14 protein-coding genes, 1 pseudogene and 1 riboswitch are annotated in these 18175 nt (G+C 70.2%); of the genes and pseudogenes, 10 read left to right on the top strand and 5 right to left on the bottom strand.

What is annotated here, in order from left to right; genetic code table 11:
- Positions 1-118: 118 nt before the first annotated feature.
- Positions 119-2821 (bottom strand): methionine synthase, encoded by a 2703-nt coding sequence (metH, locus tag ACQ859_RS04130; protein ID WP_431266458.1) that lies wholly within the window; start codon positions 2819-2821, stop codon positions 119-121.
- A 177-nt stretch (positions 2822-2998) separates the two neighbouring features.
- Positions 2999-3103: riboswitch (S-adenosyl-L-homocysteine riboswitch) on the bottom strand.
- Positions 3104-3270: 167 nt separating this feature from the next.
- Here metH and ACQ859_RS04125 point away from each other — a divergent pair.
- Together ACQ859_RS04125 and ACQ859_RS04120 are read left to right on the top strand one after the other, a co-directional pair.
- On the top strand, positions 3271-4482 hold the full coding sequence (locus ACQ859_RS04125; protein WP_431264715.1) for an HD-GYP domain-containing protein: 1212 nt from the start codon (positions 3271-3273) through the stop codon (positions 4480-4482).
- Between the two features lie 230 nt (positions 4483-4712).
- Positions 4713-5675, top strand: a complete 963-nt coding sequence (locus ACQ859_RS04120) for an IS110 family transposase (protein WP_431263498.1) — start codon at positions 4713-4715, stop codon at positions 5673-5675.
- Between the two features lie 58 nt (positions 5676-5733).
- Here ACQ859_RS04120 and ACQ859_RS04115 read toward each other — a convergent pair whose 3' ends face one another.
- The 4 genes from ACQ859_RS04115 to ACQ859_RS04100 are packed head-to-tail and all read right to left on the bottom strand — an operon-like array spanning position 5734 to position 9268.
- A complete protein-coding gene (locus tag ACQ859_RS04115) occupies positions 5734-6816 on the bottom strand; it encodes a homocysteine S-methyltransferase family protein (RefSeq protein WP_431264714.1) in 1083 nt (360 codons plus the stop codon).
- 22 nt (positions 6817-6838) lie between these two features.
- Positions 6839-7525 (bottom strand): pyridoxamine 5'-phosphate oxidase family protein, encoded by a 687-nt coding sequence (locus ACQ859_RS04110; protein ID WP_431264713.1) that lies wholly within the window; start codon positions 7523-7525, stop codon positions 6839-6841.
- The gene (locus ACQ859_RS04105; protein ID WP_431264712.1) at positions 7522-8199 is read right to left on the bottom strand and encodes a DUF4197 domain-containing protein; all 678 of its coding nucleotides are present in this window, start codon (positions 8197-8199) and stop codon (positions 7522-7524) included. The genes ACQ859_RS04110 and ACQ859_RS04105 overlap by 4 nt, the downstream gene beginning before the upstream one ends.
- Positions 8180-9268 carry a fumarylacetoacetate hydrolase family protein gene (locus ACQ859_RS04100; RefSeq protein WP_431264711.1) on the bottom strand — a complete coding sequence of 363 codons (1089 nt, stop codon included), beginning with the start codon at positions 9266-9268 and terminating at the stop codon, positions 8180-8182. The genes ACQ859_RS04105 and ACQ859_RS04100 overlap by 20 nt, the downstream gene beginning before the upstream one ends.
- 34 nt (positions 9269-9302) lie before the next feature.
- Between ACQ859_RS04100 and ACQ859_RS04095 the strand changes: the two genes are divergently transcribed.
- The 8 genes and pseudogenes from ACQ859_RS04095 to ACQ859_RS04060 all read left to right on the top strand — a co-directional run bounded on the left by ACQ859_RS04095 (position 9303) and on the right by ACQ859_RS04060 (position 18138).
- Positions 9303-9521, top strand: coding sequence for a hypothetical protein (locus tag ACQ859_RS04095; protein WP_431264710.1), 219 nt, complete (start codon positions 9303-9305; stop codon positions 9519-9521).
- A 56-nt stretch (positions 9522-9577) separates the two neighbouring features.
- Complete coding sequence (locus ACQ859_RS04090) at positions 9578-10198, top strand: hypothetical protein (protein ID WP_431264709.1); 621 nt, start codon at positions 9578-9580, stop codon at positions 10196-10198.
- 219 nt (positions 10199-10417) lie between these two features.
- The gene (locus ACQ859_RS04085) at positions 10418-10723 is read left to right on the top strand and encodes a BTH_I0359 family protein (protein ID WP_431264708.1); all 306 of its coding nucleotides are present in this window, start codon (positions 10418-10420) and stop codon (positions 10721-10723) included.
- A gap of 311 nt (positions 10724-11034) precedes the next feature.
- Positions 11035-13394 (top strand): annotated as a pseudogene (locus ACQ859_RS04080) (ATP-binding protein).
- A gap of 67 nt (positions 13395-13461) precedes the next feature.
- Positions 13462-14445 (top strand): TraB/GumN family protein, encoded by a 984-nt coding sequence (locus ACQ859_RS04075; RefSeq protein WP_431264707.1) that lies wholly within the window; start codon positions 13462-13464, stop codon positions 14443-14445.
- Positions 14446-14521: 76 nt separating this feature from the next.
- Positions 14522-15193 carry a MarC family protein gene (locus tag ACQ859_RS04070; RefSeq protein WP_431259666.1) on the top strand — a complete coding sequence of 224 codons (672 nt, stop codon included), beginning with the start codon at positions 14522-14524 and terminating at the stop codon, positions 15191-15193.
- A gap of 126 nt (positions 15194-15319) precedes the next feature.
- Positions 15320-17206, top strand: coding sequence for an FIST signal transduction protein (locus ACQ859_RS04065; protein WP_431264706.1), 1887 nt, complete (start codon positions 15320-15322; stop codon positions 17204-17206).
- Positions 17206-18138, top strand: a complete 933-nt coding sequence (locus ACQ859_RS04060; protein ID WP_431264705.1) for a substrate-binding periplasmic protein — start codon at positions 17206-17208, stop codon at positions 18136-18138. The genes ACQ859_RS04065 and ACQ859_RS04060 overlap by 1 nt, the downstream gene beginning before the upstream one ends.
- Positions 18139-18175 lie beyond the last annotated feature (37 nt).

Raw genomic sequence — 18175 nt, 5'->3', positions numbered from 1 at the left:
TTTGTAAAGGGGTGAAACGCGGCCTGTAGGACAAGGCCGCGTCCTGCCGTTTTCGTTGCGCCGGCACGTCGCCCGACGTCGCCCTACGCCGCCCGGATCTGCGGTCGATGCGTCCGTTTCAGCCCAGCAGCGGCGCCAGCGCCCGCTGCGCGTCCTGGTGATCGAGCGCCATCCGCGCCGCCCAGTCCGCCACCTGGTCGTCCCCGATGCGGCCGACGTTGAAGTACGCCGCCTCCGGATGCGCCAGGTAGAAGCCGCTCACGCTGGCCGCCGGCGTCATCGCCATGCCCTCGGTGAGCGCCATGCCGATGTCCTCGGCCTGGAGCACGCGGAACATGTCCCGCTTGACCAGGTGATCCGGACAGGCCGGGTAGCCGGGCGCCGGGCGGATGCCGCGGTACGACTCGGCGATCAGCTCCTCGTTGCTGAGCGTCTCGTCCGCCGCATACCCCCAGAGGTCCAGCCGCACGCGCTGGTGCAGCCGTTCGGCGAAGGCTTCGGCGAGGCGGTCCGCCAGCGCCTTCAGCATGATCGCGGAGTAGTCGTCCAGATCGTCGATGAACTGCTGCTCCTTCTTGTCCACGCCGAGGCCGGCGGTGACCGCGAACAGCCCGATGTAGTCCGGCACCGAGCCCTTGGGCGCGATGAAGTCCGCCAGCGCGCGGTTGGGCCGGCGCACCCCGTCGACGACCGGCCGCTCGGACTGCATGCGCAGCCCGCGCCAGGTCATCAGCACCTCGGTGCGCGACTCGTCGCTGTAGATCTCGATGTCGTCGTCGTTCACCTGCGCGGCGGGGTACAGGCCCATCACGCCGCTGGCGGTCAGCCAGCGGCCTTCGATCAGCCGCTGCAGCATGCGCTTGCCGTCGCTGAACACGCGTTGCGCCTCGGTGCCGACGACCTCGTCCTTGAGGATGGCCGGGAACGGCCCCGCCAGGTCCCAGGTCTGGAAGAACGGGCCCCAGTCGATGCACTGCGCGAGCTCGGCCAGGTCGTAGTTGCGGAACTGGCGCCGGCCGATGAAATGCGGCACCGCCGGCTGGTAGCTCGTGAAGTCGGCGCGATGCTTGTTCGCTCGCGCCTGCGCCAGCGTCACCATCGGCGTCTGCTTCTTGTTGGCGTGCAGCTCGCGGACCTTCTCGTAGTCCGACTTCAGCTCGTCGATGAAGCGCGTGGCGCGCTCGTCGGACAGCAGTTCCGAGCACACGCCCACCGAGCGCGACGCGTCCGGCACATAGACCACCGGCCCTTCGTAATGCGGCGAGATCTTGACGGCCGTGTGCACGCGGCTGGTCGTCGCCCCGCCGATCAGCAGCGGGATCTTCTTCATGCGGAAGTAGTCGTCGCGCTGCATCTCGGCGGCGACGTACTGCATCTCCTCCAGGCTGGGCGTGATCAGGCCCGACAGGCCGATGATGTCCGCGCCCTCGACCTTGGCCTTCGAGAGGATGTCCTGGCACGGGACCATCACGCCCATGTTGACGACCTCGAAGTTGTTGCACTGCAGGACCACCGTGACGATGTTCTTGCCGATGTCGTGCACGTCGCCCTTCACCGTCGCGATGACGATCTTGCCCTTGGAGCGCACGTCCGCGCCCGCGGCGGCCATCTGGCGCTTCTCTTCCTCGATGTAGGGCACCAGGTGCGCGACGGCGGACTTCATCACCCGCGCGCTCTTCACCACCTGCGGCAGGAACATCTTGCCGGCGCCGAACAGGTCGCCGACGACGTTCATGCCGGCCATCAGCGGACCCTCGATCACATGCAGCGGGCGGCCGCCGCCGGCGCGGATGCCCTGCCAGGCCTCCTCGGTGTCCTCGACGATGAAATCGGTGATGCCGTGGATCAGCGCATGCGACAGGCGCGCGCCGACGTCGCCCGCACGCCAGGCCAGCTTGGCGCTGTCGTCCTTGGCGGCGCCCTTGACCGTCTCGGCGACTTCGAGCAGCCGCTCGGTCGAGTCCTCGCGGCGGTTCAGCACCACGTCCTCGACGCGCTCGCGCAGGTCGGCGGGGATCTCGTCGTACACCCCGACCATGCCGGCGTTGACGATGCCCATGTCCATGCCCGCCTGGATCGCGTGGTACAGGAACACCGTGTGGATGGCCTCGCGCACCGGCTCGTTGCCGCGGAAGCTGAACGACACGTTGGACACGCCGCCGCTGACCTTCGCGCCGGGCAGGTTGCGCTTGATCCAGCGCGTCGCCTCGATGAAGTCGACGGCGTAGTTGTTGTGCTCCTCGATGCCGGTGGCGATCGCGAAGATGTTGGGGTCGAAGATGAGGTCCTCGGGCGGGAAGCCGATCTCATCGACCAGCATCCGGTAGGCGCGGGTGCAGATCTCGATCTTGCGCTGGTAGGTGTCGGCCTGGCCGGTCTCGTCGAAGGCCATCACCACCGTGGCCGCGCCGTAGCGGCGGATCAGCTTGGCCTGGCGGCGGAACTCCGCCTCGCCTTCCTTCAGCGAGATCGAGTTGACGATGCCCTTGCCCTGGATGCACTTCAGGCCGGCCTCGATCACCTCCCACTTGGAGGAGTCGATCATGATCGGCACGCGGGCGATCTCGGGCTCCGAGGCGATCAGGTTGAGGAAGCGCACCATCGCGGCCTTGCTGTCGAGCATGGCCTCGTCCATGTTGATGTCGATGACCTGCGCGCCGTTCTCGACCTGCTGGCGGGCGACGCTGAGCGCGGCCTCGAACTCGCCGTTCAGGATCAGTCGCGCGAAGGCCTTGGACCCGGTGACGTTGGTGCGTTCGCCGATGTTCACGAACAGCGTGCCGGCGCCGATGTTCACCGGCTCCAGGCCGGAGAGCTTCATCGGCGGCACGGCGACGGACGTCGCGCGCGCGGCGGCGGAGAGGTCGGAGGCGGAGGCCGGGGCGGAGGAATTCGAAGCGGACATGGCGGCGGCGCTTTTCTGAGCTGGACGTGAGTCGGGACGCGAGCTGAGACGAAAGACGGGGCCGCGCAACTCACCGCAACCCCGCGGAACGCGGGTCGGTGAGCGCCGTTGTGAGGCGGCGTCCGGGAGTCCGACACCGCCGTTCCGAGCCTGGCGGGCACCCGGGTGACGGGACCTGTCGCAACGCTCCTCGGAAACCACCGCCGCCGCAGGGGCGCGGGTGCGGCCTTGCTGGGAGCGGGAACAGCGTGCATTCTACCGATCCGGCCCTGGATTGTTCGTGCCGTATTGCCTTGCCCCGCCTCCGGCGCCCCTATCCTCCCGGGCACAACGACAAGACGACGACACGTCGATGGGAAGGCACCGTGGATCTGGTCCAACTTCCTCCAAACAGCCTGCGCGTGGGACAGGTGCTGACGTTCTCGCTGCGCGACGCGGCGGGACACCTGCTGTTCGCCGCCGGGCATCCGCTGCCCGACACGCCGCAGGTCCGCGACCTGCTCGCCCGCGGCCCCTGGGTGCAGGCGCACGAGACCCGCGAATACCAGCGCGCCCTGGCCCACAAGCTCGACACGATGATGCTGCAGGGCGCCTCGATGTCGGCGCTGGCCAACGCGACCGCCGACTACAAGCCCACCCGGCCGATGCCGGTGCCGCAGCAGACGGCACCGGCGCACACCGCCATCTGGGCCGACCTGCAGTGGCACGCGCAGCAGGTGCTGCGCGATCCGCGGCGGCCGGAGTTCCTGATGCGCCTGACGGAGCTGCTCGACAAGGTGCTGGCGCGCCTGACGCAGCAGCCGGACGCGTCGCTGGCGATGCTGGTGCACGACGCCGGGCAGGAGCCGCTGCAGTACAGCGCGCGGCATGCGCTGCTGTCGCTGGCGCTGGTCGAGATGACCACGCGCCAGCTCGGCTGGGGCGAAGGCCGCCGCCGCACGCTCGGCCTGGCGGCACTGACGATGAACCTGGACAGCGGCGCGCAGCAGGACCAGCACGCGATGCGTCCGGAATCACTCGGCGAGGCGCAGCGCGAGCAGCTCGCCGGCCACGGCGATCGCGCGGCGGCGACGCTGCTGTTGATCGGCGTCGACGACGAGGACTGGCTGACCGCTGTCCGCCTGCATCACGACGCGGGGCCGGGACCGCTGGCCGGCCGTTCCGATGGCGAGCTGATGGCCCGACTGCTCCGGCGCGCCGACGTCTACGGCGCGCGGCTCAGTCCGCGGCGCAGCCGCCGGCCGCTGTCCGCGGCGCAGGCGGCACGGGCGGTGTACCTCGACGAGCTCCAGCAACCGGACGAAGCCGGCGCCGCGCTGATCAAGGCGATCGGCCTCTATCCGCCGGGTTCGCTGGTGCGGCTGGCCAATGGCGAGGAAGGCATGGTGCTCAAGCGCGGCCACAGCGCCAACGCCCCGATGGTGGCCTCGCTGCTCGGGCGCAGCGGCACGCCGCTGACCGCGCCGGTCCTGCGCGACACGCGCCTGCAGGCGCAGGCCATCACGGCCAGCCTCGCGCCGCATGAGATCCGCCTGCGGATCAACATGGACGCGATGTTGAAGCTTTACGGAACCTGACGTCCCTCAGGCGTGGTGGCGGGCCTACGCCGCTGGCCCTCACCCCTGCCCTTGTATGTAGCAAAGTACGCCCAGGCCGCCACAGGCCGACCAGCCCAGGGTAGGCGCTTCGGCGCCATGCCGAGGGAGAGCGAGGGTCGTGGCGGCCGACCTCGGTTCGTCATGAACAGACAGCCCGAACGGTTGTGAGGTCCATTGAGGCCGTATCGAACACAAGGAAGGGCGCTGGCATGAGCGAAGAGATCTTCATCGGTGTTGACGTTTGCAAGGCGTGGCTGGACCTGGCTCAGGTACCCGCTGCGCCTGCCGACAAGTCTGGCGCGTTGTCGCCGCGAGTGGACAACGACGAGTCTGGACGAGCAGCGCTGGTATCGCAGCTCAAGAAGCTGGGGCCCACGCTGGTGGTGATGGAGGCCACCGGTGGCTTCGAGGCGGCGCTGGCGAGTGAGCTGTGCGCGGCTGGAATCGCCGTGGCGGTGGTCAATCCCAAGAAGGTGCGCGACTTCGCCCGCGCGACCGGTGTCCTTGCCAAGACGGACCGGCTGGACGCTCAGGTGTTGGCCAGGTTCGCACAGGCCATTCGTCCTCAGGTGTATGCGCTACCGGGCGAGACGCAGCAGGAGATCATCGAGCTGGTGGATCGGCGAGCGCAGCTGGTGACCATGCGGGCGCAGGAGAAGAACCGCTTGTCCACGGTCAAGCACGTGGCACGCACGAGCGTGCGGCAACACATCGAGTGGCTGGATAAGCGGATCAAGGAGATCGACAAGGATCTGGACGGTCGCTTGAAGGACTCGACGATCTACCAGCCCAAGTACGAACTGTTGGACAGCGTGCCGGGTGTCGGTCGAGTCACGGTCACGATGCTGCTGGGGCGCCTGCCCGAACTGGGCACCTTGGACCGCAAGCGCCTGACGGCGTTGGTGGGCCTGGCGCCGTTTGCCGATGACAGCGGCAAGCGGCGCGGCCAGCGCTACATCCAGGGCGGACGAGCGGACATCCGCACGGCGATGTACATGGCTGCACTCACGGCCAAGCGATGCAACGGGCCCATCAAGGCGTTGTACGAACGTCTGCGCCTGGCGGGCAAGCCCTTCAAGGTGGCGATGACCGCATGCATGCGCAAGCTGCTGATCATCCTCAACGCCATCCTCAAAACCGGCCAACCCTGGAGAAACGCCGAAGCCGCTTGACACGGTTGCTCTCCCGCAAGCGGGAGAGGGAGTTCTTGCAGCGCCGTGGTGCGGTGCGTCAGGCCTCTTCGGTTTCCTCGACCAGCCCGCTGAACAGCTGGCTGCCCCAGCGGCGCGGCTGGTAGGCGGAGACCTTCTGCGCGATCGCGCGGATGTGGTCCGGCGTCGTGCCGCAGCAGCCGCCCGCGATGTTCAGGAAGCCCGCCGCGGCGAACTCCCCGACCAGGCGGCCGGTCACGTCCGGCGTCTCGTCGAAGCCGGTGTCGCTCATCGGGTTGGGCAGGCCGGCATTCGGATAGCAGGAGATCGGCGTGTCGCCGGCCGCCTTCGAGAGTTCCTCGATGTAGGGCCGCATCAGCGCCGCGCCGAGCGCGCAGTTCAGGCCGATCGCGATCGGCTGCGCGTGCCGCACCGAGTGCCAGAACGCCGTCACCGTCTGCCCCGACAGGATGCGGCCCGACGCGTCGGTCACCGTGCCGGAGATGATCACCGGCAGGCGTTCGCCGGTGTCGTCCATCAGCTCGTCGACCGCGAAGATCGCGGCCTTGGCGTTGAGCGTGTCGAAGATGGTCTCGATCAGGAACAGGTCGACGCCGCCTTCCAGCATCGCCTTGGCCTGGTCGTAGTAGGCCTGGCGCAGGGTGTCGAAATCGACGTTGCGGGCGCCGGGGTCGTTGACGTCCGGGCTGATCGAGGCGGTGCGCGGCGTCGGGCCGAGCGCCCCCGCCGCGAAGCGCGGCTTGTCCGGCGTGCTGAACGCCTCGCAGGCCTCGCGCGCCAGGCGCGCGGCGGCGACGTTCATCTCGTAGGCGTAGTCCTGGAGGCCGTAGTCCTCCTGGGCGACGGTGGTCGTGCCGAAGGTATTGGTCTCGATGATGTCGGCGCCGGCGTCGAGGTACTGGCGGTGGATCTCGCTGATGACCTCGGGCTTGGTCAGCACCAGCAGGTCGTTGTTGCCCTTGAGGTCCTTGGGGTGATCGGCGAAGCGCTCACCGCGGAAGTCGGCTTCCGTCAGCTTGTAGCGCTGGATCATCGTGCCCATCGCGCCGTCCAGGACGGCGATGCGTTGCGCCAGGATGGCGGGCAAGGCGGCGCCGCGGGTGTAGGCGACGGCGGGACGGGCGGAGGTCGGGGCGTTCATGACCCCGATTGTAGGAAACGCGTCAATACATCGTGCGGCGCTGGCGATCTTCCAGCTCGGCGTCATAGGCGACGCCGTCGAACGACGCGCTCAGGCCGGCCAGGATGGAGCCCGTCGACGGCAGCGTCGTGCGCTCGACGTGCCGATCCGGATGCCAGAGCCCGGAGCGCTTGACCGCCCGAGCGCACTGGAAGAAGACCGAATGCACCTCGATCACCAGGAACGACTTCGGCAACTGGCCCTCGACCGCGAAACGCTCCCGCAAGACCGGCGAAGCGCTGATGCGGCCGACGCCGTTCACGCGCAGGCATTCACCGATGCCCGGGATCAGGAACAGCAGGGCCAGCGACGGGTCGTGGACGAGGTTGCGCAGGCTGTCGATGCGGTGGTTGCCGCGGCGGTCCGGCAGCAGCAGCGTCTTGGGATCGGCCACCTCGACGAAGCCAGGCGCGTCGCCGCGCGGCGAGGTGTCCAGCCCATGCGGCCCGCGCGTCGCGAGAATCGCGAACGGCGACGCCTCGATGAACGGCCGGTACAGCGGGTGGACGTGGTCGCATTCCTTGTCCAGCGTGGCAGGCGCGGTCGGCGCCTCGTAGACGGTGCGCAGCGCGTCGACGGTCGCCAGATCGTGCGCGCGATCCCGCCAGGGTGCGTCGTTCGGGACGTCGTTCGTCCCGTCCTGCCGATCGAGGCCGGGCAATGCACTCATCCGCCGAAGACCTTCTTCAGGATCGCGCTGCCGGTGCCGACCGGATCCTGGCGGATCTTCTTCTCCTCCTGGCCGATCATGAAATACAGGCCGTCCAGCGCCTTGTCGGTGACGTAGCCCTGCAGGTTGGCGTCCTCCTTGCGGATGAGTCCGAAGCCGGAGGCCTTGCCGGCCACCGCGTTGTACTTCTCGCTCAGCGACTGGCGCTCGGTCGCCTTCGTCACGATGGGCAGGAACTTCGTCGTCAGCGGCGAGCGGGTCTTCTCCTCGAAGAACTGCGTCACCGCGTTGTCGCCGCCGCGCACGATCTTCACCGCGTCCTCGACGCTGATGTTGCGCACGGTGGTCACCAGCAGCTGCCGGGCCTCCGGCATCGCCTGCTCGGCGGCGCGATTCATCGAGGTGATCAGTTCGTCGATGCGCTTGCTCTGGCCGGTGGTGCGCAGCAGGCGCGCAGCGTCCTTCAGCGCACCGGGCAACTCGATCTTCACCTGGGGATTGCCCAGGAACCCATCGGTGCGGCCCAGGTTGGCGAGCGCCGCCTGGGCGCCGCGCTCGAGGGCGGCGCGCACGCCGGTGGCGGCATCGCCCTCGCTCAGGCTCAGCGCCATCGCCCAGGGCGAGGCGCAACCCGCGCCCAGCAGCGCGATCAGGTCACGGCGAAACAGGGTCATCGGAGTCTCCTTCTTGAACTTCAGGGGTGGCCGGCTCGACGGGGTCGGGGGCTGGGGCGGATGCCGGGGCCTCGACGGCCTCGGACGTGTCGTTCGAGGCGTCGATCGCTCGGGTGTCCTCGGCGCCGGCGTCGGCGTCGTCCGATGCAAGGTCGCCCGACGCGGCATCTTCCGACTCCGCGAGGTCCATGTCGATGGCGCCGAACGGGCCGGGACCATCGCCGAGCTTGAACTCGATGCGCAGGCTGTCGCCTGACTCCAGCACCACCGGCTTGCCGAGCACCGGCGTCCCCGCGCCGACCAGCGTGCCGGCGCGCAGCGGCCGGTTGAGGGCCGCCTCGGCGAGCAGGTCACCGAGCGACCACTTCATGCCGGTCTTCGCATCGACGACCGCCTGCTTGCGCCCGTTGCGCATGACCTGCAGCTGCAGCGCCGCGCGGCCGAGGTACCAGGCGCCGGGCAGTTCGTCGGGCGTGACGGCGACCGGCGCGAACTGCAGCGCCGGGCGGCTGTGCAGCGCCGGCCAGCCGTTGGCGAGTTCCTCCTGCTGCACCGGCCGCAGCACCCAGTCGCTGACCAGCATCAGCAGCCGGATCGATTCCAGCGCCTGCGACGGCACGGCGCCCTGCGCCAGATCACCGGTCAACGCGGCCAGCTGCGGCTCCGGCTCCAGTCCCGGCGTGCGCAGGTCGAGCAGTTCGGTCGGCCCGAGCAGCGCCTCGGCGCCGCCGGCGCGCAGCAGCGGCGCGCTGAGACGCTCCGGCCAGGCGAGGCCGCGCTCGCGCAAGGCCTGACCCTGACCCGGGTAGGCCTCCCCGGCGATCCAGCCGGCCAGGCGCGGCAGCGGCGCCAGGCACTGCTTCGGGTCGAACGCGAACGCGTGCCGCGCGCGACCGTGGTTCAGCGACTGCGACAGCGTCTCCAGCTGGGGCGCCATGAAATTCCAGTCGTCGAGCACCTGTTGCAGGCGCGTCGCGATGCCGTTGGCATAGCATGCCTGGCTGAGGTCTCGCGACACGACCACCAGTTGGCCGTCGCGGGATCCGTCGCGGTAGGTGGCAAGTTTCATTGTGGTGAGCGGACAGTCATTCGTCGGGCGATCGTTGGCGGCATTTTCACCTCAGGACCGGGTCGCGCTCGCGGCGGCGGTCGCCGGGGCGCTGATGCTGCACGCGGGGGTGATGGGCGCGCTGTCGGAGCGCCCGCTGCCGCAGGCGGTCGACACCCCGGCGATCGCGACCCGGGTCATCGAGGCCCGGCCCGCACCACCCCCAAGGCCACGCCCGGACCGGCCGCACCCGTGGTCGCTCCGCCCCTCGTGACGCGCGCGTCCCCGCCTCCCGCGATCACGCCCACTCGCCCACCGGAGACCCGCCCCGTGCCCGCGCTGCTCGCATTGCCATTGCGCGGCGACGGCGCCCTCGCCTATGCGTTCGTCATCGACGGCCAACCCGGCGAGGCGGCCCTGGACTTCCACATCGGGAACGGCCGCTACGACATCACCCTCGAACGCCGCGCCGGCGATCGCGAGCTGCCGGTCTGGCACAGCGAAGGTCGTGTCGGTCCGCAAGGTTTGCAGCCTGAACGACACCGCGTCTGGCGCCAGGGCCGCGAGCGCGAACTGCAGATCTTCGACCGGGACGCCGCGCGGCCGGTTCTGCTCGTAGGCGCGCGCGCCTTTCCGCTGTCGGCGGGCACACAGGACCGGCTGTCGTGGTGGCTGCAACTGGCCGCAATGATGGCGGCGGAACCCGCACCGCACCTCGGTCAACGCCTGCGTGTCCCGGTGGCCGGTCCGACCGGTGTCGACGACTGGGATTTCGAAGTGGTCGCGCGCGATGGCGATCGCTGGCTGCTGCGGCGCGACCTGGTCCGCGGCGCCGGCCGTCCCGCGCTGCAGTGGTCGGTCTGGCTTGACGGCCAGCGCGGCTTCCTGGCCGTGGACCTGCGCTTCAGCCTGGACGACGACGAGCAGTGGGCGCTCCGATTGCTGGAGTGAGCCTGTCAGCCGCGCACATGTCCGCTTGACCTCCCTCCCGTGTGTGCGCGTTACGGTTCGTATATCCGTGAAACCCTGTGCGGTTGGCACCACAAATGCTTGAGACACGGTGCAGCGTGTTCCGCAAGTTCTGCCACCATGGGTCATGGCCTGGGTTGGGGGCGACGGGTCTTGAATCCGCCGCAACAGGCCATAACTCCTCCAACCAAGGAGTCCTTCATGCACATGCTCTACGACTCACCGAGCTACATCGTCGTCCAGTTCGATGTTCCGGTCGCTCCGTCCGCTGGCGATGCCGCGCACGCCGCCCAGGTGGACCACACCAACCTGCCTTCGCTGCAGCGTGACGGCTTCGAGATCGTCGACAAGTTCACCCGCAAGGAGATCTTCATCGAGGGGGCCCTGGCCCAGACCTTCCAGGAGGGCGTCGAAGCGCTCATCGAACAGGGTCCCGACGTCGACGACCTCGACGCCTTCATCTCGCAATACGCGAACCTGGGCCAGCAGCCCGTGATCATGCATTGATCGTCAGCCCCTTCCGTTCCCTGAAACGCAGGCAGCCCATCCTTGGCCGACGGGCAGTCAGCGAGTGTCAATGGGGCCGGAGTGGCGCTTGGGGTTCCCGGAGGGAGGCCCCATGCGCCGCGGAGCGCCCGCGCTAGGCCTTCCGCAAGACAGGCGTCCTTCCCCCGGGGCTTGTCCTCCCTCTTTCCCTGCGCCAAGATCGTGCAGCCGCGCCCCGCCGAGGGGTGACGCGGCGAGCGGCGCCCGGGTCCGGGGCCACGTCCGCGTCCTCGACGCCGTCCTCGTTCCGGAGATCCCCTCCCGCACGACCCATGGGCAAGCGCGCGCAGCTTCCGCTGGACTCGCCGGGTCTGTCCGACAGCCCGGTGCTGGACCGCATGTGCTCGCACTTCGTGCTGACGCTGACGGTCCGTCACGCCAACCGCTTCAATCCCCGCCGCGACCTGAGCGGTCTGCTCGCGCTGACGGCGCGTCATCTCGTCTGGCCGCCGCAGGTGCTCTCGCGGGTCCGCGCCTACCTGGCGCGACGCTGCCAGGGCCATGCGCTGTGGGCCGGTCATGAACGGCTGGGCGACACCGCGTTCCTCGCCCGGCATGGCGTCTGGCGCGGTCCCTTCGCCGAAGGCACGCTGTTCTTCTACCTCGACGAGTACATCAAGGATGCGCCCAAGGACCTGCTGGCGCTGCTGTCCTGCACCTGCGACGCGCTCGACGGCCCGTTGCGGAGCCGGTCCACGCTGGTCGAGCAGAACATCGATGTCCTCGGCCACCTGCTCCAGCTGAACGCGGCCGAGCGCGCGCTGCTGCTCTACGGCACGCTGGCGCGCTATCAGCGTGAGCTGCGCGGGGCGCTGGTCGAGTTCAAGGTCAACACCGCACAGGAGGCTTTCGCCGCGATCGCGGAGGTGGCGGGCGTCGATCCGCACGAGGTGGCCGACGCGCTGCGCGCGGGCTCCCGGCTGGAGCGGGTCGGCATGATCGAGAACCTGATCGCCGAACACAACATCACCGACCTCTCCGACCTGATGAAGGTCAGCGAACAGTTGCCGCCGGTGCTGATGCGGGCCTACGAAGGCCCGCAGGACCTGATGGCCGTGTTCACGCGTCCGGTGGCGCCGAGCCCGCTGCAGCGCGCCGATTTCGACTTCATCGCCGAGGACGTGACCCTGCTCGCGACGCTGCTGCGCCGGGCGGTGGCACAGGGGCAGGCTGGCGTGAACGTGCTGCTCTACGGCCCGCCGGGCACCGGCAAGACGGAGCTGGCGAAGGTCGTCGCGCGCGAGGCCGGCCTGGGCTTGTACGAGGTCGAATACGCCGATCGCGACGGCAACGCACTGAGTGGCCGCGACCGCTACCGCTCGCTGCAGATCAGCCAGGTGTTCCTGAAGGCGAGCCGCGAGGTGGCGCTGCTGTTCGACGAGGTCGAGGACGTCTTCCCGCACCTCAGCGGCGATGCCGCGCACCTCATGGCGCGACTCGACGTGGCCTTGGACATGCCCGCGACGATGACCGTCAACGGCAAGGCCTGGGTCAACCAGATCCTCGAGAGCAACCCCGTGCCGGTGCTGTGGATCACCAACCGCATCGAGCACATCGACCCGGCCTTCCGGCGCCGCTTCCAGTACCACCTCGAACTGACCTCGCCGCCGCCGGGCGCACGGCTGGGACTGGTGCGCAAGGCGCTGGAGGATCTGCCGGTGCCCGAGGGCTTTGCCGAGCGGCTGTCCGAGCGCCGCGGCCTGACACCGGCGCAGGTCCGCACCGCCGTGCGCTTCGCGCGGCTGGCCGGGGCCGGAGGCGCCGGAGGTGACGACGGCTCCGCCCTGGCTTCTGAAGAAGCCGCTGACGACGTCGCCGAGCAGGCCGCGGCCAACGAGCGCCTCGTCAGCCGGCAACTGCTGCACGCCGACAAGGCGCTCGGGTTGATCGACGCTTCGCCCCAGGCGCGGCCGTCGGCGACGCGCTACTCGCTCGACCTGATCCATTGCGAATGCCGCTTCGCGTTGCCGCGCCTGATCGAGGCGTTGCGCCGCCGCGGCATGGGGAGCCTGTGTTTCCACGGTCCGCCGGGCAGCGGCAAGACCGCGCTGGCCGAGCACATCGCCTCGGCGCTGCAACGGCCGCTGATGGTGCGGCTGGCCAGCGACCTGATGTCCAAGTACGTCGGCGAGACGGAGCAGAACATGGCCCGCATGTTCGAGACCGCCACCGCCGAGGGGCGCTGCTGCTCCTGGACGAGGCGGACAGTTTCCTGCGCAGCCGCCGCAGCGCCGAGCGGCACTACGAGGTCAGCGAGGTGAACGAGATGCTGGCCGGCATGGAGCGCCACGCCGGCCTCTTCATCTGCACGACCAACGCCTTCGACGACCTGGACGAGGCCGCGCTGCGCCGCTTCAGCTTCAAGATCCGCTTCCTGGCGTTGCGGCCGGACCAGCGGCTGACGATGTTCGAACGCGAACTCGGCACGCCGCCGGGCGCCGCGCAGGCGGAGCGGCTGCGCGCCCTGGACGCACTGACGCTGGGCGACTTCGCCGCAGTGAGGCAGCAGGCCGAGATCCTCGGCGAAGCACTGTCGCCCGATGAGTTCCTGACGCTGCTCGAAGCCGAGCACCGCGTGAAGCCGGAAGTGCGCCAGCGGCGCCCGATGGGCTTCCGGGCCGGCGAGACCTGACCCCACCCGCTTCGGCGGGTGCGCCGCTTGCTTCGGACAAGGCCGGTTCTATGGCATCGTGCCGTCCATGCTGAATCTGTCCCCGTCCCTCTTCCTGAGGCGCGCGTCGCGCGCGCTCACCGCCGGCTCGCTCGCGCTGGCGGCGCTGCTGGCCGGCACCGGCGCGCTGGCCGCGCCGCCGAAGCCGACCTGCCCGCCCGAACCCGCGCCGCTCCCCGCCGATCGGCTGGCCGCCCAGGCCAAGGATCGGGGCCTGATGTGGACCATCAAGCGCGATGGCCGGACCTCCTACCTGTATGCGAGCCTGCACGTCGGCAGACCCGGCTGGGCCGCCCCCGGACCACGGCTGCGCCAGGCACTGGACACGGTCGACGCCGTCGCGCTGGAACTCGACCCGCTGGACCGCGACGCCTGGAAGATGCCCCCGATGCCCGAGCTGCCGCTGGACGCCGCGATGCGCCAGCGCCTGGACGCGCAGGCCACGGCGGTCTGCCTGGAGCCGCGGGCCCTCGCCGCGATGCATCCGCTGCTGCAGACCAGCACCTACATGCTGCTGCGCGCCCGCACGCTGGGACTGGACGTGCGCTACGGCCAGGAGATGCTGCTGAGCCAATGGGCGCGCGACCGCGGCCTGCCGGTGCTGGCGCTGGAGACGCTGCAGGGCCAGCTCGAGGCCCTGCTGCCCGCCGACGCGGAGGCGGCCCGGCATGAACTGCGCTCGAACCTGCAGCAGCTCGAACGCCCGAAGTCGCTGCTGCGCACGCTCGACACGATGGTGACGGTCTACGACCGCGGCGACCTGGCACGCCTGAACCGCTACGCCGACTGGTGCGACTGCGTGACCGACGCCGCCGACCGCGCCGCGCTGCAGCGCATCAACGACGGCCGCAATCCGATGCTGGCCCAGCGGATCTCCGAGCTGCACCAGCGCGGCCAGTCGCTGCTGGTGGCCGTCGGCGCGATGCACATGACCGGTCCGCGCGCACTCACGACGCTGCTCAAGGACCAGGGCTTCGAGGTAACCCTGATGCCGCGGGCCGCATCGCGCTGACCGAGTTGCGGCACACTGGGCCGCCGCCGGCCCGGGCCGGCCGTCCTCCCCCATTCCTTCCCTGGAGTCCCCCATCTTGGACCCCCTGCCGTCCTTCCTCCAATCGCTGTTCCTGGTGCCGCTGACGCTGCTGCCGATCATCAACCCGGTGGGCGTGGCCCCGATCGTCATCGGCGCGGCCGGCGGCGACGACAAGGTGCTCAAGCGGCTCGCGCGCCAGGTCGCGATCAACGGCTGGGTCGTGATCATGGTGTCGCTGCTGGTGGGCACCTACGTGCTGGACCTGTTCGGCATCTCGCTGCCGGTCGTGCGTGTCGGCGGGGGCCTGCTGGTGGCCTACAGCGCCTGGGTGATGCTGACCCGCAACGAGACCGACGAGATGCAGGCCGCCGTCGTGCATGCCTCGCCCGGCGACATCACCGAGGCCGAGATCGTCCGCCGCAGCTTCTTCCCGATCACCTTCCCGCTGACCACCGGCCCGGGCAGCATCGCCGCGGCGATCGCGCTGGGCGCGCAGATCCCGCGCTCGCCGGTGCCCTACGTGATGGGCGCGGGCGTGGCCGCCATCGGCGCGGCCTTCACCGCCGCCGTGGTCTATCTGGTCTACCGCAACGGCGGCCGGCTGCTGATGAAGATGGGCGAGGTCGGCACGCTGGTCATGATGCGGCTGATGGCCTTCGTGCTGCTGTGCATCGGCATCCAGATCCTGTGGACCGGCTGGGCCGACCTGAACCACATTCCGACCTGACGCGGCCAGCGCCCTTCCCGACGTCGGGCAGCCGCCGGCAGGACGTAGGATCGAGCCCATGGCCGCCCCTGGAGGCACCCCGTCCCACGACGGGGCCACCGGCGAGGACGGCCCCGAGGAGACATCATGGCGGACACCGACTTCAGCAAATTCGTTCCGGGCTTCGACTTCCTGCAAGGGCTGATGAAGAACGCCGGCGCGGCGATCCCCGGCTTCAACCAGTGGGTGGCGCCGACGCTGGATCCGGAGGAACTGGACAAGCGCATCAGCGAACTGCGCACGGTGCAGTTCTGGCTGGAGAACAACGCCCGCATGCTCACCGCGACCATCCAGGCGCTGGAAGTGCAGCGGATGACGCTGTCGACACTGCACGCGATGAACGTGCCGATGGCGGACCTGAAGGACGTGCTGAAGACGCCGCCGGTGCCGCCGACTTCGCCGGCTGCGGACGCCCCGCAGCGGGACGCCAAGGCGCACGCCACGCCCGGAACGGACGCCGGGGCGGAACCCGGCATGACGCCCGATGCGAAGGCGGAGGCGAAGTCCGGCGACGCCGCCGGCCCCAAGCCCGCCGGAGCCGACCCGATGCAGTGGTGGAACGCGCTGACGCAGCAGTTCACGCAGGTCGCCTCCAACGCGATGAAGACGGCCCAGACCGCAGCGAGCGCGGCGACCACGGCTGCCGCCTCGGCCACGGCCGCCAAGCCGGCGGCGAAACCTGCCGCGACACCTGCCGCGAAATCCGCCGCCAAGGCCCCCCGAGATCCGCGGCCAAGCCCACCGCCACGCCCGCGGCGAAGAAGGCGGCGCCGGCACGCAAGGCCGCCGCCAAACGCAAGGCTCCCTGAGCCCCCAGCCTCCCGAGGGCCGTTCATGCCTCGCTTTCTCCAGGCGCACGCCACCCATCCCGATCCCCACATGGCGCTGGCCCTGGCCGGCGCGCAGCTGGAGGGGCAGCGCGCCGGCATGACGCCGACGCTGGGGTTCCTCTACCTGACGCATCCCTACGTGCCGCACGCGCAGGCGCTGCTGGACGAAGTCCGCGAGCGCTGGCCGGGCTGCGGCTGGGTCGGCGCATCGGCGCTGGCGGTCAGCGCCAGCGGCGTCGAGTATTTCGACGAACCCGCGCTGGTGGTCATGCTCTGCGACCTCCCTTCGGACCAGTGGCGGATCTTCTCGGGGCTCCGGCCGCTGACGCCGGACTGCGAATCCCGCAGCCTGCTGCTGCATGCCGACGGCGGCACGCCCGACCTGCAGGAGCTGATCAGCGAGCTCGCCCAGCGCTGCAGCAGCGGCTACCTCTTCGGCGGCCTGGTCAGCGGCGGCGATGCCGCGGTGCAGATCGCCGACGGCGTCTTCGAAGGCGGGCTCTCGGGCCTGGCGCTGGGCCCGGACGTGCGCTGGATCTCGCGCGTCAGCCAGGGCTGCCAGCCGCTCGGCCGCGAACGCCGCGTCACCGCCTGCGACGGGCCGCTGGTGACCGAACTCGACGGCCAGCCCGCCCTCGATGCGCTGCTCGAGGACCTGAAGCTGCCCGCCTACACCGGCGAATCCGGCTCGCTGCGCCAGGCCATGCCGCTGTTCCGCCGCACGCTGGTGGGGCTCGGCGACGAGCCCGGCGCCCGGCGTGAATACGGTGCCGAAGTCCGCGTCCGGCACCTGGTCGGGCTCGACCCCGGCCGGCGCGGCATCGCCGTCGCCGAGCAGATGCGCGAGGGCGTGCTGCTGAGCTTCTGCGAGCGCCATCCGGACGCCGCCCGGCGCGACCTGGTCCGCATCTGCACCGAGATCCGCGCCGAGGCCGAAGAGCGCGGCGCGCGCATGGCCGGCGCGCTGTACTTCAGCTGCACCGGACGCGGCGGCCCGCACTTCGGCTCACCGTCGGCGGAGCTGCAGTGGGTGCAGCACGCGCTCGGCGAGGTGCCGCTGGCCGGCTTCTTCGCCAACGGCGAGATCGCCCATGCGCGGCTGCACGGCTACACCGGCGTGCTGACCGTCTTCCTGGACGCCTGATGGCCGGCCGCCGCGACCTGCTGCAGGCCGCCGCGGTCTCGGTCCTCGGCGCCGCCCTGCCGGCGCTGCCGGACCCCGCGACGGCGGCCCGCGGGTCGCCGTCCGGCCCGGCCGCCGCCGCGCCGCCGGAGCCCACCACCGTCATCTACCCCCGCCACCTGCCGCAGCAGGATCGGCAGGTCGACTACTTCATCAGCCTGCTGCACGCCGCCTTGCAACGCAGCGGCGCGCGCTACGCGCTGGTCCAGACGCAGTCGGAGATGGTGCAGAGCCGCGCCCTGCTGGAGATGGCGAGCAGCGATCCCGGCATCGACGTGTTCTGGACGATGACCGACCCGCAACGCGAGAAGAGCCTGCTGCCGATCCGCGTGCCGCTGGACCGGGGACTGATCGGCTGGCGCCTGTGCCTGATGCGCGCCGCCGACCGCGACCGGCTGCGCGACGTGCGCGAGTTGAAGGACCTGGCGCGGCTGACCGCCGGGCAGATGCACGACTGGCCCGACACCGCCGTGCTGCGCGCCAACGGGCTGCCGGTGCAGGTCAGCACGCATTACCAGGGCCTGTTCCAGATGCTGTCGTCGGGCCGCTTCGACTACTTCCCGCGGTCGATCTTCGAGATCGATTCGGAGCTCGCCAGCTTCGCCGAGCAGCAACTCGTCATCGACCCTTACCTGCTGTTGCACTATCCGGCGGCGCTCTACATGTTCGTCCGCCCGGGCCGCCCGCGGCTCGCGGCGGACCTGACGCGCGGCATGGACGCGCTGGTGGCCGACGGCACCTTCGAGCGGCTGTCGCGGCAGATCTTCGGCGATCTGCTGCAGCGCCACCGCATCGACCAGCGCCGGGTGCTGCAGCTCCGCAACCCGCTGCTGCCGGCGCAGACGCCGCTGGACCGCAAGGCCTTATGGTGGCCGCTGCCGGGTTCCCGCTGACGGACTCCCGCCGACGGGGGAGGCGGGTTCAGTCCGG

The organism is Roseateles chitinivorans, from assembly GCF_050632235.1.
Classification (GTDB): Bacteria; Pseudomonadota; Gammaproteobacteria; order Burkholderiales; family Burkholderiaceae_C; genus Roseateles; species Roseateles chitinivorans_A.
Note: the sequence above shows the minus strand (reverse complement) of the source record. Positions and strands in the feature narration are given on the sequence as shown.

Coding starts and splice junctions, on each gene's coding strand:
- ACQ859_RS04110 (WP_431264713.1), bottom strand. CDS start 7,525: ATGAGTGCATTGCCCGGCCTCGATCGGCAGGACGGGACGAACGACGTC.
- ACQ859_RS04085 (WP_431264708.1), top strand. CDS start 10,418: ATGCACATGCTCTACGACTCACCGAGCTACATCGTCGTCCAGTTCGAT.
- metH (WP_431266458.1), bottom strand. CDS start 2,821: ATGAAGCTCTCCGGCCTGGAGCCGGTGAACATCGGCGCCGGCACGCTG.
- ACQ859_RS04105 (WP_431264712.1), bottom strand. CDS start 8,199: ATGACCCTGTTTCGCCGTGACCTGATCGCGCTGCTGGGCGCGGGTTGC.
- ACQ859_RS04075 (WP_431264707.1), top strand. CDS start 13,462: ATGCTGAATCTGTCCCCGTCCCTCTTCCTGAGGCGCGCGTCGCGCGCG.
- ACQ859_RS04060 (WP_431264705.1), top strand. CDS start 17,206: ATGGCCGGCCGCCGCGACCTGCTGCAGGCCGCCGCGGTCTCGGTCCTC.
- ACQ859_RS04115 (WP_431264714.1), bottom strand. CDS start 6,816: ATGAACGCCCCGACCTCCGCCCGTCCCGCCGTCGCCTACACCCGCGGC.
- ACQ859_RS04100 (WP_431264711.1), bottom strand. CDS start 9,268: ATGAAACTTGCCACCTACCGCGACGGATCCCGCGACGGCCAACTGGTG.
- ACQ859_RS04065 (WP_431264706.1), top strand. CDS start 15,320: ATGGCGGACACCGACTTCAGCAAATTCGTTCCGGGCTTCGACTTCCTG.
- ACQ859_RS04120 (WP_431263498.1), top strand. CDS start 4,713: ATGAGCGAAGAGATCTTCATCGGTGTTGACGTTTGCAAGGCGTGGCTG.